Consider the following 19,808-nt stretch of genomic DNA (forward strand, 5'->3'; position numbering starts at 1 on the left):
CTCGGGGATGCTGGAGCACCGGCCGGCGCTGCGGCCGGGGATCCTGCTGTCGCCGCCGCTGCTGAACGGCCCGGCCGTGGTGCACCTGGTGAAGGATCCGGTGTCCGGGTCCTCCTTCGAGATCGGGCCGAAGGAGTACTTCCTGGTCTCGCGGCTGGACGGCTCGCGCAGCCTCGCGGAGATCGGCGAGGCCTACGGCCGGGCCTTCGGGCGCCGCCTGGGCGAGCGGAACTGGCAGCAGCTGCTCGGGCTGCTGGGGAGCCGGCGGCTGCTGGCGGACGGTCCGCTCCCGGAGCCCGCGGCCGGACCGGGACCGCAGCGCACCGGGACCCTGCTGCGCGGGACCCTGCGGCTGGTCGCGGACGCCGACGCGACGACGGCGCGGCTGCACCGGTTCCTGCGGCCGGTCCTGCGGCCGGTGGCGGTGGGGGCGCTGATCCTCGTATGCCTGGGCATGGAAGGGGTGCTGGCTCTCGCGGCCGGGGAACTCCTGGAGGACCTGTGGTGGTTGCTGTCGCGCCCGGTGCCGCTGCTGGCGGTGGCCACGCTGCTGTGGTTGAGCACCGCCCTGCACGAGTTCGCGCACGGCATCGCCGCCCGGCACGTCGGCGGTACGGTCGGGGAGATCGGGCTGCGCTGGCGGCTGCCGGTCGCGATCATGTACTGCACCGTCGACAACTACCGCTACCTGCGGCGTCGTCGCCAGCAGCTGGCGGTCGCCGGGGCGGGCGCCTTCGCCAACCTGTTGTTCCTGCTGCCCTTCTTCGGCTGGTGGGCCGCACTGCCCACCGACGACGCCACCGGGCGGGTGCTGGGCGCGCTGCTGCTGCTCGGCAGCGCCCAGGCCCTGGTCAACCTCGTCCCGCTGCCGCCGCTCGACGGCTACGCGCTGCTCGGGCACGCCCTGCGCGTGACCCGGCTGGCGCCCGCCAGCTCGGCCTACCTGCGGCTGCGGATGCGCGACCGCGCCGCCGCGGACGCGTACCCGCGCCGGGCCCGGCGGCTCTACCTCGGCTACGGGATCGGCTCGGCCGTGCTGGTCCTGCTCCTGGCCGGGGCCGCGGCGGCCGCCGTGGTCCTCACCGTCCGTACCTGAACCCGAACCCCTACCTTCCACCCGCTCCGTCTCCGATGCCGCCACCGATACCGATGTCGCTACCGATACCGAGGGAACCGCACCGCCCATGACAACTGACCGCACCCCACCGCCCGAGGCACCCGTCACGGGCCCCGTCGCCGTCTCCGTCCAGGAGGTCCGCAAGCGCTACGGCGACCGCCAGGCCGTGGACGGCATCTCCCTCGACGTGCGCCGCGGCGAGTTCTTCGGCCTGCTCGGCCCCAACGGCGCGGGCAAGACCACCCTCATCGAGATCGTCGAGGGCCTGCGCCAGGCGGACTCCGGCACGGTGGAGGTCCTGGGCGAACGCCCCTGGCCCCGCAACACCGCGCTGCTGCCGCGGATCGGCGTCCAGACGCAGGCGTCGGCCTTCTTCGTGCGGCAGACGGCGCGCGAGCACCTGGCGACCGTCGCCGGGCTGTACCGCAAGGACGCGGCCGCCGCGGACCGCACGCTGGAGACGGTCGCCCTGACCGAGCAGCGCGACGTCCTCGTCGAGAACCTCTCGGGCGGGCAGCGCCAGCGGCTCGCCATCGCCTCGGCGCTGGTCCACGACCCCGAACTGATCTTCCTGGACGAACCGACGGCCGCGCTGGACCCGCAGGCCCGCCGTGACCTGTGGGAGGTGCTGCGCGCCCTCAAGGGCGAGGGCCGCACCATCGTCTACACCACCCACCACCTGGACGAGGCCGAGGCCCTGTGCGACCGGGTGGCCATCCTCGTCGCGGGCCGGATCGCCGCCCTCGACTCCCCGCACCGGCTGGTCGCCTCCGCCGGGGCCCCGGCCCGGCTGCTGGTGCCGGCCGGGCGGATCGGCGTCGCGCAGGCCGCCGCCCTGGAGGGGGTGGACCGGGTGAGCGAGCAGGGCGGCTCCCTGGTGCTGGAGACCTCTGCCCCCGGCCGGGTCCTGCAGGCTGTCGACGCCCTCACCGGACTCGACGGGGTGATGACCCGGACGGCGACCCTGGAGGACGTCTACCTGGAACTCACCGGCCACCACCACGGGCCGGACACCGGCCGCACCCCCGCACACACCACGGAGTCCCCGGCATGAGCGCGTACACGGCACTGACCTCGTCGGGCTACCGAGCCCAGGTCCGGGACAAGGCCACCCTCTTCTTCACCTTCGCCTTCCCCCTCCTCTTCCTCGTCGTCTTCGGCCTGATCTTCAGCGGCCAGGACGTGGAGGAGAGCGGACGCCCCTACATCTCGTACATCGCACCGGGGGTGATGTCCTGGGGCGTCGCCAACGCCGCCGTCTTCGGTATCGCCTTCACCCTGATGCAGTGGCGGCGCGACGACCTGCTGCGGCTGATCCGGCTCACCCCCACGCCGCTGACCACCGTGCTGGCCTCCCGCTACGTCCTGGCCGTGGTCGTGGGCGTCGTGCAGGCGGCGGTGTTCATAGCCGTGGCCATGCTGCCCGGCTTCGGGCTGGTCCTGGACGGCCGCTGGCCGCTGGTGCTGCCGGCGCTGGTGGCCGGAATCACCGCCTTCATGGCGATCGGCGTGATCGTCGGGAACTTCGCCAACACTCCCGAGGCCGTCGCCGCGATCGCCAACTGCCTGATGGTGCCGATGGCGTTCCTGTCCGGGTCCTTCCTGCCGCTCGACATGATGCCGGGCTGGCTGCGGTCGGTCTCCCGGGTGCTGCCCCTGCGCTACCTCAACGACGCGGCCACGGGCGCGCTGACCGGTTCGGGCTCCCTCGCCACCATCGGGATCGGGTGCGCGGCGCTGTGCGGGTTCGCCCTGCTGTTCGGCGGGATCGGGCTCAAGACCTTCCGCTGGAGCAACCAGTCATGACCACGACGAGAGCCGTACGGGAGGGGGTCCCGGCGGGCGCCCCGATGGAAACGGCCCGGCGCGCGCTGGAGGGGGCCCTCGGCGCCGCGGGCACCGGGCCCGCCGTCGTCACCCTGGGGGTGCACGACGCCCTCGGACCGCGCGCCGCCGACCCGTTCGCCCCCGTCCGGCCGGGCGCCACGGTCCACCTCAGCGCCCGGGCCGTACTGGTCGGCCCGTGGGGCGGCGACGGCACCGCGCCCGCCTGCGGGCAGTGCCTGGCGATGCGCTGGCAGCGGCTGCGCAGCCGCAGCGAACGGGACGCGCTGGAGACCGGCGGCGGGCCGGTCACCACCGTGGCGGCGAACTGGCCCCGGCTGTCCCCGTACGTGCTCGACGCGGTCGCCGCCCTGCACGCGGCCGTGGCGGGCGGGGAGGCGGGCGCGCCCGGCCCGTCGCCGGCCGACCGGGCCCTGCCCCAGGTCTCCCGGCTGGACCTGGAGACCCTCCAGGTGCGCACGTACCCGCTGGCCGCCGACCCGCTCTGCCCGGACTGCGGTCCGCGCGGCACCGACGCCCCGCGGCCGTTCACCCCGCGCTCGCGGCCCAAGCCCCACCCGGGGGCGCAGCGGCTGCGTGCGGCGTCCTCGTACCCGGTGCCGCACGAGGCGCTGGCCAACCCGGTGACGGGGGTGCTGGGCGCGGGCACCTGGACCAACGTGACCTCGCCGACCACCGCGCCCGTCGCGGGCAGCGTCTTCATGCGCGGCTACGCCGGGCTGACGGACGTCACCTGGAGCGGGCAGGCCAACAGCTTCTCCGCCAGCCGCGACCTGGCCTTCCTGGAGGGCCTGGAGCGGTACGCGGGCACGCACCGGCGCACCGGCGCCACCGAGGTGCTCACCGCCCCCTACGCGGAACTGGGCGGGCGGGCCCTGGACCCGGCGCTCTGCGGGTTCTACCCGGAGGCGACCTACCGGGACGATCCGCTGGTCTCGCCCTTCGACCCGCGGCGGCCCATCCCCTGGGTGTACGGGCATTCGCTGCGCGACGACCGCCCGGTGCTGGTCCCGGCCCGCCTGGCGTACTACAGCGCGGGCCTCGCGGCCGACAACTTCGTCTTCGAGTGCTCCAACGGCTGCGCCATCGGCGGTTCTCCCGAGGAGGCCCTGCTCGGCGCGCTGCTGGAGCTGATCGAGCGGGACGCCTTCCTGCTGGCCTGGTACGGCGGCCTGCGGCTGACGGAGATCGACCTGGCGTCCGTGCCGGGGCCGGCGGTGCGGACGATGGTGGACCGGGCCGCCCTGCAGGGGTACGACGTGCACGCCTTCGACAACCGGATCGACCTGGCGGTGCCGGTGGTGACGGGGCTGGCGGTGCGGCGCGACGGCGGGCCGGGGCTGTACTCCTTCGGCGCGGGGGCCGCGCTGGATCCGGCGGCGGCGGTGGAGGCCGCCCTGTCGGAGGTGCTCACCTACATCCCGCACCTGCCCGGCCAGGTGGCGGAGCGGCAGGCCGAACTGGAGGCGATGACCCGGGACTTCTCCCTGGTCAAGCACCTGAAGGACCATGCCCAGCTGTACGGGCTGCCCGCGATGTCCCCGTACGTGCGCCCGTACCGGGAGCCGCTCGCCGTGCGGCCGATGGACGGGCTGTACGAGGAGTGGGAGGAGCGGGGGCGCCCGCGGACGGGCGATCTGCGCGACGACCTGATGCTGTGCGTGGGCGAACTCACCTCCGCCGGGCACGATGTGATCGTCGTGGACCAGACGACTCCGGAGCAGCGCCGGGCGGGGCTGAGCACGGTGTGCGCGATCGTCCCGGGGCTGCTGCCGATCGACTTCGGCTGGTCGCGCCAGCGGGCCCCGTACATGCCGCGGATGCGGACGGCGGCCGTGCGCGCCGGGCTGCGCCGGGAGCCGCTGACGGAGGCGGAGGTCCGGCTGGTGCCGCACCCGTTCCCCTGAGCGGGCCGGCCCCGCGCGCCGGATGCCCCGGCCCCCTCGGGAGAGGGGGCCGGGGCATCCGTGTGCACGGCCTGCTGAGCTCGGGTCAGGCGCTGCAGGAGGTGGTGCTGGTGGTGGAGGAACAGGTCGAGGTGGAGCTGCAGCTGGTGGAACCGGCGAGCACGACCTCGCTGGCGTCCGAGTAGTCCGAGATCTCGAAGGTCTCCGACTCCAGCTCCAGGATCTCGTCGGCGAGCGAGGCGAGCGGCGACTTCTCCATGGGGACTCCTTCAGTTGGTGCGGTCACTGGGTGCGCGACCACGGGACGGCCGTCTCCGTGCGGTGCCCCTCCAGGAGAACCGCTCGCACCGTCATGTCACGTGTCCTCCTTCTGACATTCCTCTGACAGAAGGTGTCAGCGGCCTGACAGACCCGGCCGGATCCGGTGGCCGATCATGGGCTCCATGACCGCGACCGTCCCGGCCTCCGCCTCCGCCTCCCCTTCCGCCCCCGGCCCCGCCTCCGCCGTGCTCGCGGCGCTCCCCCCGCTGCTGCGGCCGCTGACCACCCTGTACCTGGATCTGCACCGGCACCCGGAGCTGTCGGGCGGGGAACGACGCACGGCGGGCCGCTTCGCCGACTGGCTGGAGTCCGCCGGGTACGCGACCACCCGCGGGATCGGCGGGCACGGCGTGGCCGGGGTGCTGCGACGGGGCGAGGGCCCGACCGTGGTGCTGCGCGCCGAGCTGGACGCGCTGCCGGTCCGGGAGACCACCGGGCTGCCGTACGCGAGCGAGGGGCCGGTGGCGCACGCCTGCGGGCACGACCTGCACCTGGCCGCGGCCGCCGGGGCCGCCTCCGTGCTGGCGGGCGCCGCCCCGGAGGCCTGGCGGGGCACGCTGGTGGTGGTGGGCCAGCCCGCGGAGGAGACGCTGGAGGGGGCCGCGGCGATGCTCGCCGACGGGCTGTACGAGCGTGTCGGCCGCCCGGACACGGTCCTCGCGCAGCACGCCGCGCCGCTCCCGGCCGGGATGGTGGCGCACGGGTACGGGCCGATGACGGCGGGCAGCGTCACCTTCCGGGTCGTGGTGCACGGCCGGGGCGGGCACGCGGGCGCCCCGCACCTGACGGTGGACCCGGTGGTGACGGCGGCCCACGTGGTGATCCGGCTGCAGACGGTGGTGGCGCGGGAGGCGGCGCCCTCGGAGCAGGTGGCCGTCACCGTGGGCTCGTTCCGGGCGGGCGAGCGCGCCAACGTGGTGCCGGAGCGGGCCGAGCTGCTGATCACGGTGCGGGCCGCGGGCGGGGCGGCGCTCGCGCGGGCCGCGGCCGGCGTGGAACGGATCGTCCGCGCGGAGTGCGCGGCTTCCGGCTGCCCCCGCGAGCCGGAGATCGTCCGCGAGCGCGAGTCTCCCGTCACCCACCCCGATCCGGCGACGACGGGGACGGTGCGGGAGGCGCACGCGGCGCACTTCGGGGCGGAGCGGGTGGCGATGTGGCCGCCGTCGCTCGCCACGGAGGACTTCGGGCTGTTCGGCGACGCGGGGCGGTCGGTGCACGGGGCGGAGGGGGTACGGCTCGCCTACTGGATGCTGGGCGTGGTCGGCCCCGCCGCGTGGGCGGCGGCGCCCGGGGAGGACGCCGCCGCGAAGCTGGCCGCGCTCCCGGCCAATCACGCGCCGGACTTCGCGCCCGACGTGCGGACGGCGCTGCCGGCAGGGGTGGCCGCGCTCACGGCGGCGGCGCTGGCCTGCCTGAACCCGATCCGGTGAGCGGGCCGGCCCCGGCGGCCGGGGTCAGAAGGGCCGGGTCGGGAGGTACTTGCCGTCGAGCGTGATGACGGCGCGCTCGCCGCCGTCGGGGTCGGCGACCTTCCGCACGTCGAGGCGGAAGTTGATGGCGCTGATGATGCCGTCGCCGAACTCCTCGTGGACCAGGGCCTTGAGGGTGGTGCCGTAGACCTGGAGCATCTCGTGGAAGCGGTAGATCGTCGGGTCGGTGGGGACCGAGCCGGGGATCGAGCCCCGGGTGGGGATGGTCTGCAGCCACATCGCGGCGTCCTCGTCGAGGCCGAGGAGTTCGGCGACGGCCTTGGCGGCGGGCTCCGGCAGCGGGTGCTGGCCGAGGACGGCGGCGGTGACGAAGGCCACGGACAGGCCGGTGACGTCGGCGATCTGGCGCCAGGTCAGGTTCTTGCGGACCTTGGCCTCGACGGCCGCGTCGGCGAGGCGCTCACGGACGGCGGGGGCGAACTGGGCGTGCACCATGGGAAGGGTGTCCTTTCGGAGGGGGGAAGGGGTTCGGGGCGGGGAAGGGCGCCGGGACGGAGGTGGCGGGGGTCAGGCCGCGAGGGCGACGGTGCCGCCGGTGCGCTCGATCTCCTCGACGGCGCCGGAGGGGATGTCGTAGACCCAGCCGCGCAGGACCAGCGACCGGGCGGCGAGGGCGCGGGCCACCGGCGGGTGGGTGGCGAGGTTCGCCAGCTGGGCCCGTACGTTCTCCCGTACCAGCGCGTCCAGGGGGTACGGGCCGCCGCCGGCCGGGGCGGTGCGGGCGAGGGCGGCGTCCGCGTGGCGGAGCCAGCCGGCCACCGCCGGGAGGGAGCCGAGGTCGTGGCGCTCGGCGAGCGCGGTCATCGCGCCGCAGGCGGAGTGGCCGCAGACCACGATGTCGGTGACGCCGAGGACGGCGACGGCGTACTCGACGCCGGCCGCCACCCCGTCCGGGCCCGGGGTGTGCGCGGGGACGAGGTTGCCCGCGGTCCGGACGACGAACAACTCGCCGGGCTCACTCTGGGTGATCAGCTCGGGGACCACGCGGGCATCGGAGCAGCTGATGAACAGGGTCCGCGGGCGGTGGGTCGCGGCGAGCTCGGCGAAGAGCTCCGCCTTGGCGGGGAAGACGTCGTGGCGGAACCGCTCGACGCCCTCGGTGAGGTCGTGCATGGTCACTCCCGTTCTTGGGATCCACCCCCTGGGGGGCTGACGAGATCCACCATGCATGACCTGCTGTCATAGTGTCCAAGAGCGGAATTCGATGACTCTCATCGATGTCATCTATAGTCAGTCCATGGCTTTGGAACTGCGCCACCTGCGCTACCTGCTCGCGGTCGCCGAACACAGCAGCTTCACGCGCGCCGCCGAGGAGCTGCGGATCTCCCAGCCCACCCTGTCCCAGCAGGTCAAGCAGCTGGAGCGGACGGTGGGCGTGCAGCTCCTGGACCGCAGCGGACGCGCGGTGCGCCTCACGGACGCCGGAGCGGTCTACGCGGAGCACGCCCGCCGGGCGCTGCGGGACCTCGCGACCGCCGAGCGGGCGGTCCACGACCTCTCCGACCTCAGCCGCGGCCACCTGCGGCTGGCCCTCACCCCCACCTTCACGGCCTACCTCCTCGGCCCGCTGCTCGCCGCCTTCCACACGGCGCACCCCGGCATCACGGTGGAGGTGCGGGAGATGCCCCAGGACCGCATCGAGGCCGCGCTGCTGGCCGACGACACCGACCTCGGCATCGCCTTCCGGGGCGTTCACCTGCCGGGGATCGCCGCGACCGGGCTGTTCACCGAGACCCTGGGCCTGGTGGTGGGCGGCAGCGGTACGGCCCCCACGGCGCCGGAGCCGGATCCGCTGCCGGTGTCGGCCCTGGCGGACCGTCGGCTGGCGCTGCTGAGCGGGGACTTCGCGACCCGGGAGCACATCGACGCCTACCTCGCGGTGCACGGCGTCAGGCCGCGGGTCGCGGTGGAGGCCGGATCCGTCCAGGCGCTGACCGAACTCGTGCAGCGGACCGGCCTGGCCACCGTCCTGCCCGACGCCGTCACCGACGACCATCCGCGCCTGACCCCGGTCCGGCTGGTCCCGCCGCTGCCGCCGCGCACGGTGAGCCTGCTGCGGCGCGATGGCGCGTACCGCAGCGCCGCGGCCCGGGCCTTCACCGCGCTGGCCCGGGAGGTGACCGCCGCCCGGGGGTACGCCCCGCCGGGGGGAACGGACGCCGTACGGGGTCAGGAGAGCCCGTAGCGACGGGCCGACTCCTCCTCCTGCGCCAGCCGGTGCATGGCCTTGAGCACCGGCTCGAAGAGGACGGCGGCGGCGACCGCCGCCTCCACCCTCTCCGCCTCCGAGGGGTAGTCCTCCATGTTGTCGAGGTCGTGGACGGCGACCTGGTGCATCAGACGGGCGTAGGGCGCCAGCATCCGCGCGTCCCAGCGGTAGCCGAGGCGGATGAGTGAGGCCACCGCCAGCACCAGGGAGCGGTGGTCCGGGGAGAGGGGGGCGAGTTCCCGGGCGGTCGACCAGCCCAGCCCCTCCAGCAGCCGGTCCACCTCGGCGCGGGCCGTCACCACGGCGTCGTCCTCCTCGTCCGGCTCCGGTACGCGCGGCAGCGCCCACAGGGCGGCTCCCGTGCGGATCGTCCGGCCCAGCGAGTCGTCGTCGACGTGCCGGAGCACCTCGCGGGCCGTCGCCACGGGCACCCCGCCGACCTGGATCAGCGTGCGCACCAGGCGCAGCCGGCGCAGGTGCGTTTCGTCGTAGTCGGCCGTCGTCGCGCCGATCCGGCGTCCGGGCGGCAACAGGCCTTCGCGCAGGTAGTACTTGATGGTCGCGGTGGAGACACCGCTGCGCTCGCTCAGCTCCGCCAGCCGCATCCCTGTGTGCCTTTCCTTGGAGAGCGCCACTATCTCATCAGGGCGCGCCCGGAAGGGCTCCCCGGACCGCACCCGGCGGCGGGGGGGCGGGCGCTCGCCGGGCGGGCCGGGCCGGGTCGGCCCAGGATGGGAGGGTGTGGGGGTCGGGTAGCGACGGGAGTGCGTACATGAGCGGCAGGCGGTACGAGCTGGTCTTCCCCTCGACCGACGGGACGGGCGAGGACGTCGTGGTCGTGGACCGCACCGACACCGCGGGACCGGGCGGCCACCCGGTGTACGCCGACGCCTCCGGCATCGTCCGTGCGGAGATCAGTGACCGGGGCGAGGTGCGCATGCTCCCCTCGGGCGGCCACCAGGTCCCCGCGCACCCGCTGGCGGCCCGCCCGCTGCCGGACGGGTGACCCCGGTCCGCCGGTCCGGGCGGGCGACGGGACCGGGTGCTCAGGGGTTCGCGCGGGCCGCCGCCTGGCGCTGGCGCTTGCTCTGCTTGGCCAGCGAGAGGTCCTCGGCGGTGCAGCGCAGCCGCTTGAAGCCGTAGCCGCGCTCCGTCAGCCAGCTCTCGGCGGCCAGTTCGGCGCGGGCGGCGGCTTCGAGGATGTCCTCCTCCGCCTCCCCGGAGTCCAGGAAGCGGAAGGCGAAGGAGTTCCGGGCGGCCAGCTCGTAGGAGAGGTTCCCCTCGGTGGTGAACGAGGCGCGCAGTACGTCGTGCGCGGGGGCCGCGGCCGTCAGCTCGGCGTGCTGTTCGGCGGTGAGGCCGTCGAAGAAGCCGCGGACGGTGACGCGGAAGGTGCGGGTGCTCATCGTGGCACCGTAGACCGGGCCGCCCGCGCGGCGCACCGCATTTTCGGCGGTCGCCGGGGCTGGCCCGGACGGCCGCGCGTACGGTCGGGTTCACGTCTCGACGGGGGCTCCGAGGGGGTCGAGGGCGCGGCGCCGGCGGCTGATGGAGTCGGGGTCCCAGCCGGGGCGGGGGACGGAGGCCAGGAGCAGCCGGGTGTACGGATGGTCCGGGGTGGTGAGCAGTTCGGCGACGGGCCGGTGTTCCATGGTCCGGCCGCGGTACATGACGAGGGCCTCGTCGCAGACGTAGCGGACGACGGCCAGGTCGTGGCTGACGAAGACCAGGCCGATGCCGGTGTCGCGGCGGATGTCGGCGAGCAGGTTGAGGACCTGGGCCTGCACCGACACGTCGAGGGCGGACACGGCTTCGTCGAGGACGAGCACGGCCGGTTCGACGGCGAGGGCGCGGGCGATCGCGGCGCGCTGGCGCTGGCCGCCGGAGAGGTGGCGGGGCAGAGCGGCCGCTTCCCGGTCGCCGAGCCCGACCCGGGCCAGGAGCGCCCGGACGCGGGTGGCGCGCTCCGCCGGGTCGCGGGTTCCGTGCAGCCGGAGCACCCCGTCGAGGGTGGCTCCGACGGTGATCCGGGCGTCGAGCGAGAGGTAGGGGTCCTGGAAGACGATCTGCACGGCCTTGGCGCGCGCCAGCCGGGCCGCCCTGCCGCGTACGGACGCGGCCAGGGGGCGGCCCTGGACGTGGATCTCCCCGGAGTCGGGGCGTTCGAGGCCGATGAGCATCCGGGCGGTGGTGGTCTTCCCCGACCCGGACTCCCCGACGATGCCGAGGGCGCCGCCGTGGCGCAGCGTGAAGGACAGGCCGTCCACGGCGACGACCTCGGTGGCGCCGCTCCGGTAGGTCTTGCGCAGGCCGTCGACCCGCAGGAGCGGGGGCTGGTCGGTGGTCACCTGACCTCCTGGTTCCGGTTGGGGTGGTGGTCGCCGTGCTGGTCGCGGTGGGGTGTGAGGGTGAGTTCGCCGGCCCGGTGGCAGGCGACCAGGGCCGGACCGTGCTCGCGCAGCGGGGGCGGTGACTGGTCGCAGCGGCCGGGTTCGGCGAAGCGGCAGCGCGGGGCGAAGGAGCAGCCGGTGGCGGATTCGAGCAGGCCCATGGGGGCGCCGGGGATGGGGACGAGCCGCTCGGGCGCCTTGCCGTCCAGCGGCGGGGAGGAGCCGAGCAGTCCGGCGGTGTACGGGTGCCGGGGCGTGGTGAAGAGGTCTCCCACGGGGGCGGTCTCGACGATGCGGCCCGCGTACATCACGTAGATCCGGTCGCTGACGGAGGCGGCGAGTTCGATGTCGTGGGTGATCAGGAGCAGGCCCAGGCCGCGTTCGCGCCGCAGCCGGCCGAGGACGGCGAGGATCTCCGCCTGGGTGCTGACGTCGAGGGCGGTGGTCGGCTCGTCGCACAGCAGCAGGCGGGGCTCGGCGGTCAGGGCGGCGGCGATCACGACGCGCTGGAGCATGCCGCCGGAGAGCTCGTGCGGGTACTGGTCCAGGTGGCGGACGGGATCGGGGAGGCCGACCGCGCCGAGCAGTTCGGCGGCCCGTGCGCGGGCCCGTTCCCGGGTCCAGCCGTGGACCTGGCGCAGGGACTCGGTGAGGAAGTCCCCGACGCGGCGGACGGGGTTGATCGCGGCGCGCGGGTCCTGGTAGATCATCGCCGCCGTGTCGGTGCGCACCGCGCGCAGGCTCGCGGCGTCGGCTCCGACGAGGTCGGTGCCGTCGACGAGGACCCGGCCGGCGATCCGGGCGCCCTCGGGGAAGAGGCCGAGGGCGGCGCGGGCGGTGACGGACTTGCCGGAGCCGGATTCGCCGACCAGGGCGACGGCCTCGCCGGCCCCGACGGTGAGGCCGATGCCGTCTAGGACGGGGCGGGCCGTGCCGGGCAGGGTGACGCTGAGGTCTTCGTACCGGAGCAGGGTCATCGGGGGTCCCTTCCCGCGAGCTTGTCGGCGAGGCTCTCCCCGACGACGGTGAAGGCGACGACCACGACGACGACCGCGACGGCCGGGACGACCGCGGACAGCGGCTGTCCCTGGAGCACGGCGGCCTGCCCCTGGTTGATCATGGCGCCCCAGTCGGGTGTCGGCGGCTGGACGCCGAGGCCGAGGAAGGAGAGGGCCGCGAGGTCGAGCAGGGCGTAGCCGAAGTTCACCGTCGCCTGGGCGAGGAGCGTCGGGGCGATGTTGGGGAGCATCCGGCGGACCGTCACGAACACGGCGGAGTGGCCCTGGACGGTGTAGGCGGCGATGTAGGGGCGGGCCTTCTCCTGGAGGGCCAGGCCCCGGACGAGGCGTGCGGTGTACGGCATGTAGGCGATGGCCATGGCGAGCACGGGGGCGGTCATGCCCTTGCCGAAGAGGGCGACGGCGAGGATCGCGAGCAGCAGGGCGGGGAAGGCGAACAGCACGTCGAGCACGCGTCCGGCGAGGGCGTCGGTCCGGCCGCCGCGCCACGCGGTGAACAGGCCGACGGCGACACCGATGACGGTGGAGAACACCACGACGGCGAGCGGCCCGACCAGACTGGTCCGGCTGCCGACGAGGAGCGCCGACAGGGTGTCGTGGCCGCCCTGGTCGGTGCCGAGCCAGTGCCCGGCGCCGGGCCCGAGGAGGGTGTCCCCGAGGCTGCCGAAGGTGGGGTCCTGCGGTGCGATCCAGGGCGCCACCGCGGCGACCAGGACGAACAGGACGAGGAGGAAAAGGCAGGTCCGCTGGAGCGGGCCGCCGCCGAGGGCCCGTAGCCGGGTGAGGCGGGCGGGGCGCGACAGGAGCGTGGCGGAGGCCTGGGTGTCAGGGGTCATCGGGCACTCCCCCCGGCCGCCGTGCGCGGGTCGATCAGCGGGTGCAGGAGGTCCACGAGGGCGTTGACCACGACGAAGGCGGCCACGACCAGCAGCACGATCGCCTGGACGACCTGGAAGTCGAGCTGGTCGACGCTCTGGACGAGCAGGGAGCCCACGCCCGACATGCCGAAGGCGGTCTCGACGATGGCGGTGCTGACGAGCATGCCCGAGACGAGGAGCGCGGAGACGGTGACGATGGGGCCCAACGCGTTGCGCAGGACGTGGCGCCGGATCACCGTCCGCCGGGGGGTGCCCCGGCTGAGCGCGACCTCGACGTGTTCGCGGCGCAGTTCGTCGAGCATCGCCGAGCGGGTCACGCGGGTCACCAGGGCCGTGAAGGTCACGGCCAGGGCGACCGCCGGCAGGAAGACGTGGTGCAGCCGGTCGAACACCCCGCTGCCGTTGCCGATGGTCGGGAACCAGCCCAGGCGGACTCCGAGGAGGGAGCGCAGGAGCAGGGCGACGACGAAGGCGGGTGCGGCCGCTCCGATCGTGACCAGCAGCATCAGCGCCCGGTCGGTACGGCTGCCGCGGCGCAGCGCTCCGACGATCCCCGCGCCGACGCCCACGACGGCGATCATCAGGGCCGCGGTGGCGACGAGGAGCAGGGAAGAGGGCAGCCGGGACCAGATGACCGCGGAGACGTCCTGGTGGAAGAGGTGGGAGCGGCCGAAGTCCCCCTGGACGACGCCTTCGAGCCACTGCCAGTAGCGCAGCAGGAAGGGCTGGTCGAAGCCGTACTGGTGGCGCAGTTCGGCGAGTTGCTCGGGGCCGGGGCTGCGCCCGCGCACCAGGAAGGAGACCGGGTCGCCGGGCGCGAGGTAGAGGGAGGAGAACACCAGGAAGGAGGTGACCAGGAGGGTCACGGCCATCCCGGCGAGCCGGCGCAGGACCCGCCCGCCCCGGGCGAGGACCGCCGGCACGGGGGCGGGGGCGGCCGGGGCGGGGGCGGCCGGCACGGGACCGGCGGGGGCGGGCGGCGCCGCACCCGGGGGCTCGTCGGTCATCCCTTGGCTCCGATCTCTGCGGCCCACGGGTAGTAGAGGTAGGCGATGGAAGGCTGGACGCCGGTGATCCGCTTGCCCAGGAAGACGCTCACGGGCTGGGTGTACAGGGGCAGCCAGGGCAGTTCGCGCAGGGCGATGCGCTGGGCCTCGGCATTGGCCGCCGCGTGTCCGGCCGGGTCGTAGGTGTCGACGGCGCGGTCGACGGCCGCGTCGTAGGCGGGGTCGGACCAGCCGCCGTAGTTGCTGAACGCGCCGGTGCGCAGGGAGGCGTACATGTCCAGCGGATCGGTGATGGAGGTGTACCAGAACGTGAGGAAGAGGTCGACGCCCTCGCGGGCGGCGGGGTCGGTGAAGAGCGCGGTGTACTTCTCGGCGGAGACGCTGTCGATCTGCGGTTCGAGTCCGATGGCCTTGGCGGCCTGGGCTACGGCCTGGGTGATGATCGTGGTCTGCGAGTCCAGGGGGCTGGTCGCGATCACGACCTTCTGGCCGGACACTCCGGCCTCGGCGGCGAGCGCCTTGGCCTTGGCCGGGTCGTACGGGTACTTCGGCAGGTCCTTCAGGAGGGCCTCGCGGGTGGCGGCGGGCGCTGCGCTCCACAGGTTGTCGGTGACGAGCGAGTCGGCGACCTCTCCGGCGCCGCCGGCTCCGGCCTTGACGATGCCCTTGCGGTCGATGGCCATGAGCAGGGCCCGGCGTACGCGGGCGTCGCCGAGGGGGCCCTTGAGGTTGCCGACGACCTCGTCGGCGACGGTGGTGCTGCGGCCGAAGTAGAGGTTTCCGGCCTGGGTGGAGCGCAGTCGGTCGTACGCGTTGGGCGGGACCATCCAGCCGCCGTCGACCTCGCCGGACTGGAAGGCGTTGACCCGGGTGGTGGCGTCGGCGAGGAAGACGAACTTCACCTCGCCGGACCTGGCCTTGAGTTCGGGGTTCCAGTAGGCGTCGTTGCGCTTGAGGGTGAGGGACTGGCCGGAGGTCCAGGAGCCGAAGGAGAAGGGGCCGGTGCAGTTGACGCCGGTCTGCGGGTTCCCGTAGTCCTTGCCGGCCTTGGCGAGGGTGGCGGCGGACTCCACCGTGCCGGGAGCGGCGGCGAGGTACTGGTTGAAGGTGGAGTCGGGCTGGCTGAGCGTGACGGTGACCTCCATGTCCCCGCTGCGCTCGACCGACTTGACGTTCTTGAAGGGGTAGGCCCAGACGCTGGCCACGGCCGGGTCGAGGTTGCGGCGCAGCGAGGCGACGACGTCGTCGGCGGTGAGCGGGGTCCCGTCGTGGAACCGCACTCCGGGCCGGATCCGGTAGACCCAGGTGGTGGGGGTGGGGTTGCTGAACGACTCCGCGAGGTTGGGGGAGGTCGTGAGGTCGGGGTTCCAGCGCAGCAGGCTCTCGCAGACGTTGGCGAGGATCTGGTTGGGCGGGTAGTCGAAGGACTGCGCGTAGTCGATGGAGGCGGGCTCGGCGAAGGTCGACCAGGTGAAGGAGGCGAGGTCGCCGGCCGGGGCGGGGGTGCGGTCGGTGATCCGGTAGGCGGCGGCCGCGTCCTTAGCCGGGTGGGCCGTGCCGCTGCACCCGCCGGTGAGGAACACGGCGGTGGCGGCGAGCCCGCCGACCGCGGCGCGCCGCAGGCGGGCGGCACGGGCGGCACGGGGGGTAAGGGGGGTAAGGGGGGTAAGACTGGTGCTCTGCGGGCGTGTCGCTCTCGATCGGGCTGATGGCATCGTCTGCCTCCGTGAGGGGTGAGCTTCCTGGGTGCGTGGTGCTACCCGGCGGCGGGCGGACCGGCCGGGGCGTTGCGGTGCGTCGCCGTGGGGGGACCGGCGCTCAGTCCTTCGCGGCGAAGACCTCTTCGCCGTCGAGGTAGGTGCGGCGCACCCGGGTCCCGGCGATCTCGCCGGGGGGCAGCTCGAAGGGGTTGCGGTCGAGCACGACGAGGTCGGCGTACTTGCCCTCCTCGACGGTGCCGGTGACCGTGTCGAGGTGGTTCGCCCAGGCGCTGCCGGCGGTGTAGGCGGTGAGGGCCTGGGCGAGGGTGAGGGCCTGCTCCGGGAAGAAGGGCGCGACCGGCTCGCGGCGGCCGTGGGGGCCGTCGGCTCCGTCGGGGGTTCCGGCGGCCTCGTCGGGGACGGTCCGGTTGACGGCGACGTGGATGCCCCAGAGCGGGTTGGGGCTGCTCACCGACCAGTCGCTGCCGGCGACCAGGCGGGTTCCGGCGCGCAGGAGGTCTCCGAACGGGTACTGGAGGGCGGCGCGTTCGGGGCCCAGGAAGGGGATCGTCAGCTCGTCCATCTGCGGTTCGTGGGCGGCCCACAGCGCCTGGATGTTGGCGGCCGCCCCCACCCGGGCGAAGCGGGCGATGTCGTCGGGGTGGACGACCTGGAGGTGGGCGAGGTGGTGGCGGTTGTCGTTGGCGCCGTTGGCCGCGCGGGCGGCTTCCAGGGCGTCGAGGACCTCCCGGACCGCGCGGTCCCCGAGCGCGTGGAAGTGGAGCTGGAAGCCCGAGCGGTCGAGGAGCCGTACGGCTTCGGTGAGGAGCTCGGGATCGATGAAGCTGAGGCCGGAGTTCCCGGTGGCGCAGCCGCAGCCGTCGAGGTAGGGCTCCAGCATGCCGGCCGTGAAGTTCTCGGCGATGCCGTCCTGCATGATCTTGACGCTGGTGGCGTTGAAGCGGCCCACCCGTCCGGTGCGGCGGCGCTCCTCGATCTCGGGTATCTGTTCCAGCCCGCGCTCGCGGTCCCACCACAGGGCGCCGACCACCCGGGCCCGCAGCGACCCCTCGCGGGCGGCGCGCAGGTAGACGTCGTAGTTGTCGGGGTTGCCGGGGAAGGCGCCGATCATGGCGTCCTGCCAGCTGGTCACTCCGAGGGAGAAGAGGTGCTCCTGGGCGGCGAGGAGGCCGGCGTGGGCCTCGTCGGCGGTGGCGATCGGCACGTGGCGGGCGACCAGCTCCACGGCCCCCTCCTGGAGGGTGCCGGCCGGGTACCCGTCCGGTTCCCGCTCGATCCGGCCGTCCACGGGGTCTGGGGTGGCGGCGTCGACGCCCGCGAGGCGCAGGGCGGGGGTGTTGACCCAGGCGCCGTGTCCGTCGCGGTTGCCGAGCAGGACGGGCCGGTCGGGCACCACGGCGTCGAGCATGGCCCGGGTGGGGGTGCCGCCGGGGAAGACGTCCATCGACCAGCCGCCGCCGCGGATCCACGGGGCCTCGGGGTGCGCGGCGGCGTACGCGGCCACCACGGCCAGGTAGCCGTCGATGGAGTGCTCCCCGCTCAGGTCGCAGCCGAGCATCTGGACGCCGGCCACGACCGGGTGGACGTGGGCGTCCTGGAATCCGGGGAGGAGCAGCCCGCCCGCGAGGTCCACCACCTCGGTGCCCGCGTCGGCGAGCGAGCGCACGGCGCTCTCGTCGGCGACGGCGAGGATCCGGCCCGCGCCGACGGCCACGGCCGCGTCGACCGGTGTCCCGTGGGTCCCCGTGAACACCTGTCCTCCCACGAAGACGGTGTCCGCCCGCTGCCTGCTGCGCTGCCTGTTCCGGTCCATCGACGCTTCCTCCGGCTCGGCGGGCCGGGCCCGCACGGCGTGTTCGTTGAGGAGGAGTGAACGGGAGCGCAACAGTGTTGTCAACGGTGTTGCGCTGCCTCTGTTCCGCATCGTTACACTGACCGCACCATGCCGAAGTCATCCGAGACACCCACCCGGTCCAAGCGCGCCGGAAGCCAGCTCACGCCCGACGCCATCATCGAAGCGAGCCTGCGCATCGCGGCGCGGGGCAGCGAGGACGCCTTCACCGTGCGCCGTCTCGGCGAGGAGCTCGGCGCCGACCCGACGGCGGTCTACCGGCACTTCCGCGACAAGGACGACCTGCTGCTGTCGGTGGCGGACCGCACCCTGGGCGAGGTCCTCGACCGCATCCCCGGGGGCCTCGACTGGAAGGACCGGCTGCGGGCCCTGGCCGCCGGCTCCCTGGAGGTCGCCCTCAAGTACCCGGTGGTCGGCTCGACCATGGCCAGCCGGACCACCCGCAGGCCCAACGAGTTCCGGGTGGTGGAACTGATCCTCGGCGCCGTCACGGAGGCCGGGCTCGAAGGCGCCGAGGCGGCCGTGCACTACCGGATGGTCGGCGACTCCCTGCTGGCCTACGTCGGCCAGCGCGCCGCCTACCTGCTCTTCGACCCGGACGTCCGCGCGGCCGACGAGTCCTCCTGGAGCCGGGAGTACCGGCTGGTCGACCCCGCGGGCTTCCCCCACATCACCCGGCTGAGCACCGAGCTCGCCGAGGTGACGGAGGAGCAGATCTTCGAGGTCAGGGTCGAGGCCCTGATCACCGCGATCGAGACGCGGGTACGGACCCTGCGGGGAGCCTGAGCCCCCTGCCGCCCCGGCTCGGCCGGGGCGGCAGGAGTGGTCTTACGAGAGCCCGCGCCGGCCGGCCTCCCGCCGGATGCGGGCTTCGGGCACCGGGACGGCCGGGAAGGTCAGGGCCTCCTCGTTCCGGCGCGCCAGTTCCTCGTGCGGCGTGAGGCGGAAGTAGTCGTCGCGGACCCGGCGGTGTTCGGGCGTGTCGGCCTGTTCGAGGTCGCTCATCGCCCGGGAGGCGGCGACCATGGCCCGGGTCCGGTCGCGGCGGCGGTCCTCGTAGGTCCGCAGGGCGAGCGGCAGGTCCTCGCGGGCCTCCGGCCCGGCCAGGGTGTGGGCCAGGACCACGGCGTCCTCGATCGCCATGGCCGACCCCTGCCCGAGGGTGGTCAGCATGGGGTGCGCCGCGTCACCGAGGAGGGTGACGGGGCCCTCTCCCCACCGTTCCAGGAACGGACGGTCGTGGGAGGGCGTGGCGAGGATGCCCTCGGCGGGCGTGGCCCCGATCACCGACCGCACCTCGTCGGCCCACCCCTCGAAGGCCCGCAGGACGTCCTCCTTGGTGCCGTCCCAGGCCTTCGAGCGGGCTTCGGGCATGTTCCGGGTGCCCCACCAGTAGGAGCGCCCGTGGCCGATGTCGATGAGACCGAAGCGCTGTCCGCTGCCCCAGTAGTGGCGCACGGCGCCCGGGGCGAGCCCGGGGTGGCGGAAGGGGACGATGCCGAGCCAGCAGACGTAGCCGCTGTCCTGCGAGGTCTCCGGTCCGACGAGCCCGCCGCGTACGGCCGAGTTGAACCCGTCGGCACCGATGAGGAGGTCCCCGCGCGCCGAACTCCCGTCGGCGAAGCGGACGATGACGCCCGAGTCGTCGCTCTCGAAGCCGGTCGCGGTGGCACCCAGGTGGACGGGGCAGTCCCCGGCCGCCTCCAGCAGGGCCTTCTGGAGGTCCGAGCGGCTCAGGCAGACGCTGGGCGCGCCGACCTTCTCGCAGACCTCCTTGAAGGGCAGGTCCCTGATGAGACGGCCGCTGTGGTCCACGACGGTGAAGGACTCGACGACCCGGCCGCGTTCCTCCAGGCCCAGGTCGATGCCGAGCGTGGCGAGGGCGCTGATGGCGTTGCTCATGACCGACAGGCCGGAACCGGCGGCACGCAGTTCGGTGGCCCGTTCGTACACCTCCACGTCGATCCCGACCCGGCGCAGTGTGACCGCGCAGGCCAGCCCGCCGATGCCGGCTCCGATGACGATGGCCTTCACGGGGCGATTCGTCGGCAT

The 19,808-nt window shown here is 74.2% G+C and carries 20 protein-coding genes; 8 read left to right on the forward strand and 12 right to left on the reverse strand.

What is annotated here, in order from left to right; translation table 11 throughout:
• Positions 1-7: 7 nt before the first annotated feature.
• The 4 genes from ACZ5D2_RS17415 (at position 8) to ACZ5D2_RS17430 (ending at position 4,869) form a co-directional block, all read left to right on the forward strand.
• Positions 8-1,096: a peptidase M50 gene (locus ACZ5D2_RS17415; RefSeq protein ID WP_468930175.1), complete on the forward strand. Its 1,089-nt coding sequence runs from the start codon at positions 8-10 to the stop codon at positions 1,094-1,096.
• Between the two features lie 88 nt (positions 1,097-1,184).
• Entirely contained in the window at positions 1,185-2,171 is a 987-nt protein-coding gene (locus ACZ5D2_RS17420) for an ABC transporter ATP-binding protein (protein WP_371675105.1), read from the forward strand.
• Complete coding sequence (locus ACZ5D2_RS17425; protein WP_371675106.1) at positions 2,168-2,923, forward strand: ABC transporter permease; 756 nt, start codon at positions 2,168-2,170, stop codon at positions 2,921-2,923. The genes ACZ5D2_RS17420 and ACZ5D2_RS17425 overlap by 4 nt, the downstream gene beginning before the upstream one ends.
• On the forward strand, positions 2,920-4,869 hold the full coding sequence (locus ACZ5D2_RS17430; protein WP_468930126.1) for a TOMM precursor leader peptide-binding protein: 1,950 nt from the start codon (positions 2,920-2,922) through the stop codon (positions 4,867-4,869). The genes ACZ5D2_RS17425 and ACZ5D2_RS17430 overlap by 4 nt, the downstream gene beginning before the upstream one ends.
• Positions 4,870-4,954: 85 nt before the next feature.
• Here ACZ5D2_RS17430 and ACZ5D2_RS17435 read toward each other — a convergent pair whose 3' ends face one another.
• Complete coding sequence (locus ACZ5D2_RS17435; protein ID WP_007268044.1) at positions 4,955-5,128, reverse strand: thiazolylpeptide-type bacteriocin; 174 nt, start codon at positions 5,126-5,128, stop codon at positions 4,955-4,957.
• A 184-nt stretch (positions 5,129-5,312) separates the two neighbouring features.
• Here ACZ5D2_RS17435 and ACZ5D2_RS17440 point away from each other — a divergent pair, with 184 nt between their 5' ends.
• Positions 5,313-6,620 (forward strand): amidohydrolase, encoded by a 1,308-nt coding sequence (locus ACZ5D2_RS17440; protein WP_371675108.1) that lies wholly within the window; start codon positions 5,313-5,315, stop codon positions 6,618-6,620.
• A 24-nt stretch (positions 6,621-6,644) separates the two neighbouring features.
• Here the strand turns inward: ACZ5D2_RS17440 and cynS are convergent, their stop codons facing one another.
• Positions 6,645-7,115, reverse strand: a complete 471-nt coding sequence (gene cynS / locus ACZ5D2_RS17445; protein ID WP_266846174.1) for a cyanase — start codon at positions 7,113-7,115, stop codon at positions 6,645-6,647.
• A gap of 72 nt (positions 7,116-7,187) precedes the next feature.
• Positions 7,188-7,793 carry a carbonic anhydrase gene (locus ACZ5D2_RS17450; protein WP_371675109.1) on the reverse strand — a complete coding sequence of 202 codons (606 nt, stop codon included), beginning with the start codon at positions 7,791-7,793 and terminating at the stop codon, positions 7,188-7,190.
• 124 nt (positions 7,794-7,917) lie between these two features.
• Between ACZ5D2_RS17450 and cynR the strand changes: the two genes are divergently transcribed.
• On the forward strand, positions 7,918-8,865 hold the full coding sequence (cynR, locus tag ACZ5D2_RS17455; RefSeq protein ID WP_468930130.1) for a transcriptional regulator CynR: 948 nt from the start codon (positions 7,918-7,920) through the stop codon (positions 8,863-8,865).
• Here the strand turns inward: cynR and ACZ5D2_RS17460 are convergent.
• Entirely contained in the window at positions 8,850-9,494 is a 645-nt protein-coding gene (locus ACZ5D2_RS17460) for a MerR family transcriptional regulator (protein WP_371675111.1), read from the reverse strand. The genes cynR and ACZ5D2_RS17460 overlap by 16 nt on opposite strands.
• Before the next feature lie 167 nt (positions 9,495-9,661).
• Here ACZ5D2_RS17460 and ACZ5D2_RS17465 point away from each other — a divergent pair, with 167 nt between their 5' ends.
• Complete coding sequence (locus tag ACZ5D2_RS17465; RefSeq protein ID WP_285538437.1) at positions 9,662-9,895, forward strand: DUF6296 family protein; 234 nt, start codon at positions 9,662-9,664, stop codon at positions 9,893-9,895.
• Positions 9,896-9,935: 40 nt separating this feature from the next.
• Here the strand turns inward: ACZ5D2_RS17465 and ACZ5D2_RS17470 are convergent, their stop codons facing one another.
• The 7 genes from ACZ5D2_RS17470 to ACZ5D2_RS17500 all read right to left on the reverse strand — a co-directional run bounded on the left by ACZ5D2_RS17470 (position 9,936) and on the right by ACZ5D2_RS17500 (position 17,717).
• Complete coding sequence (locus tag ACZ5D2_RS17470) at positions 9,936-10,295, reverse strand: DUF6204 family protein (protein ID WP_371675112.1); 360 nt, start codon at positions 10,293-10,295, stop codon at positions 9,936-9,938.
• A 90-nt stretch (positions 10,296-10,385) separates the two neighbouring features.
• Positions 10,386-11,237 (reverse strand): ATP-binding cassette domain-containing protein, encoded by an 852-nt coding sequence (locus ACZ5D2_RS17475; protein ID WP_371675113.1) that lies wholly within the window; start codon positions 11,235-11,237, stop codon positions 10,386-10,388.
• The gene (locus ACZ5D2_RS17480; protein WP_468930133.1) at positions 11,234-12,256 is read right to left on the reverse strand and encodes an ABC transporter ATP-binding protein; all 1,023 of its coding nucleotides are present in this window, start codon (positions 12,254-12,256) and stop codon (positions 11,234-11,236) included. Before ACZ5D2_RS17480 ends, ACZ5D2_RS17475 begins: the two co-directional genes overlap by 4 nt.
• Entirely contained in the window at positions 12,253-13,134 is an 882-nt protein-coding gene (locus ACZ5D2_RS17485; protein ID WP_371675115.1) for an ABC transporter permease, read from the reverse strand. Before ACZ5D2_RS17485 ends, ACZ5D2_RS17480 begins: the two co-directional genes overlap by 4 nt.
• Positions 13,131-14,183 carry an ABC transporter permease gene (locus tag ACZ5D2_RS17490; protein WP_468930138.1) on the reverse strand — a complete coding sequence of 351 codons (1,053 nt, stop codon included), beginning with the start codon at positions 14,181-14,183 and terminating at the stop codon, positions 13,131-13,133. The genes ACZ5D2_RS17485 and ACZ5D2_RS17490 overlap by 4 nt, the downstream gene beginning before the upstream one ends.
• Positions 14,180-15,766 (reverse strand): ABC transporter substrate-binding protein, encoded by a 1,587-nt coding sequence (locus tag ACZ5D2_RS17495; RefSeq protein WP_371675117.1) that lies wholly within the window; start codon positions 15,764-15,766, stop codon positions 14,180-14,182. Before ACZ5D2_RS17495 ends, ACZ5D2_RS17490 begins: the two co-directional genes overlap by 4 nt.
• A gap of 235 nt (positions 15,767-16,001) precedes the next feature.
• The gene (locus ACZ5D2_RS17500) at positions 16,002-17,717 is read right to left on the reverse strand and encodes an amidohydrolase (protein WP_371675118.1); all 1,716 of its coding nucleotides are present in this window, start codon (positions 17,715-17,717) and stop codon (positions 16,002-16,004) included.
• A 129-nt stretch (positions 17,718-17,846) separates the two neighbouring features.
• Here ACZ5D2_RS17500 and ACZ5D2_RS17505 point away from each other — a divergent pair, with 129 nt between their 5' ends.
• Entirely contained in the window at positions 17,847-18,542 is a 696-nt protein-coding gene (locus ACZ5D2_RS17505) for a TetR/AcrR family transcriptional regulator (protein ID WP_468930143.1), read from the forward strand.
• 42 nt (positions 18,543-18,584) lie between these two features.
• Here the strand turns inward: ACZ5D2_RS17505 and ACZ5D2_RS17510 are convergent, their stop codons facing one another.
• Entirely contained in the window at positions 18,585-19,808 is a 1,224-nt protein-coding gene (locus tag ACZ5D2_RS17510) for an FAD-dependent monooxygenase (RefSeq protein WP_468930146.1), read from the reverse strand.

The sequence above is a fragment of the Streptomyces sp. NPDC031479 genome, from assembly GCF_055581065.1.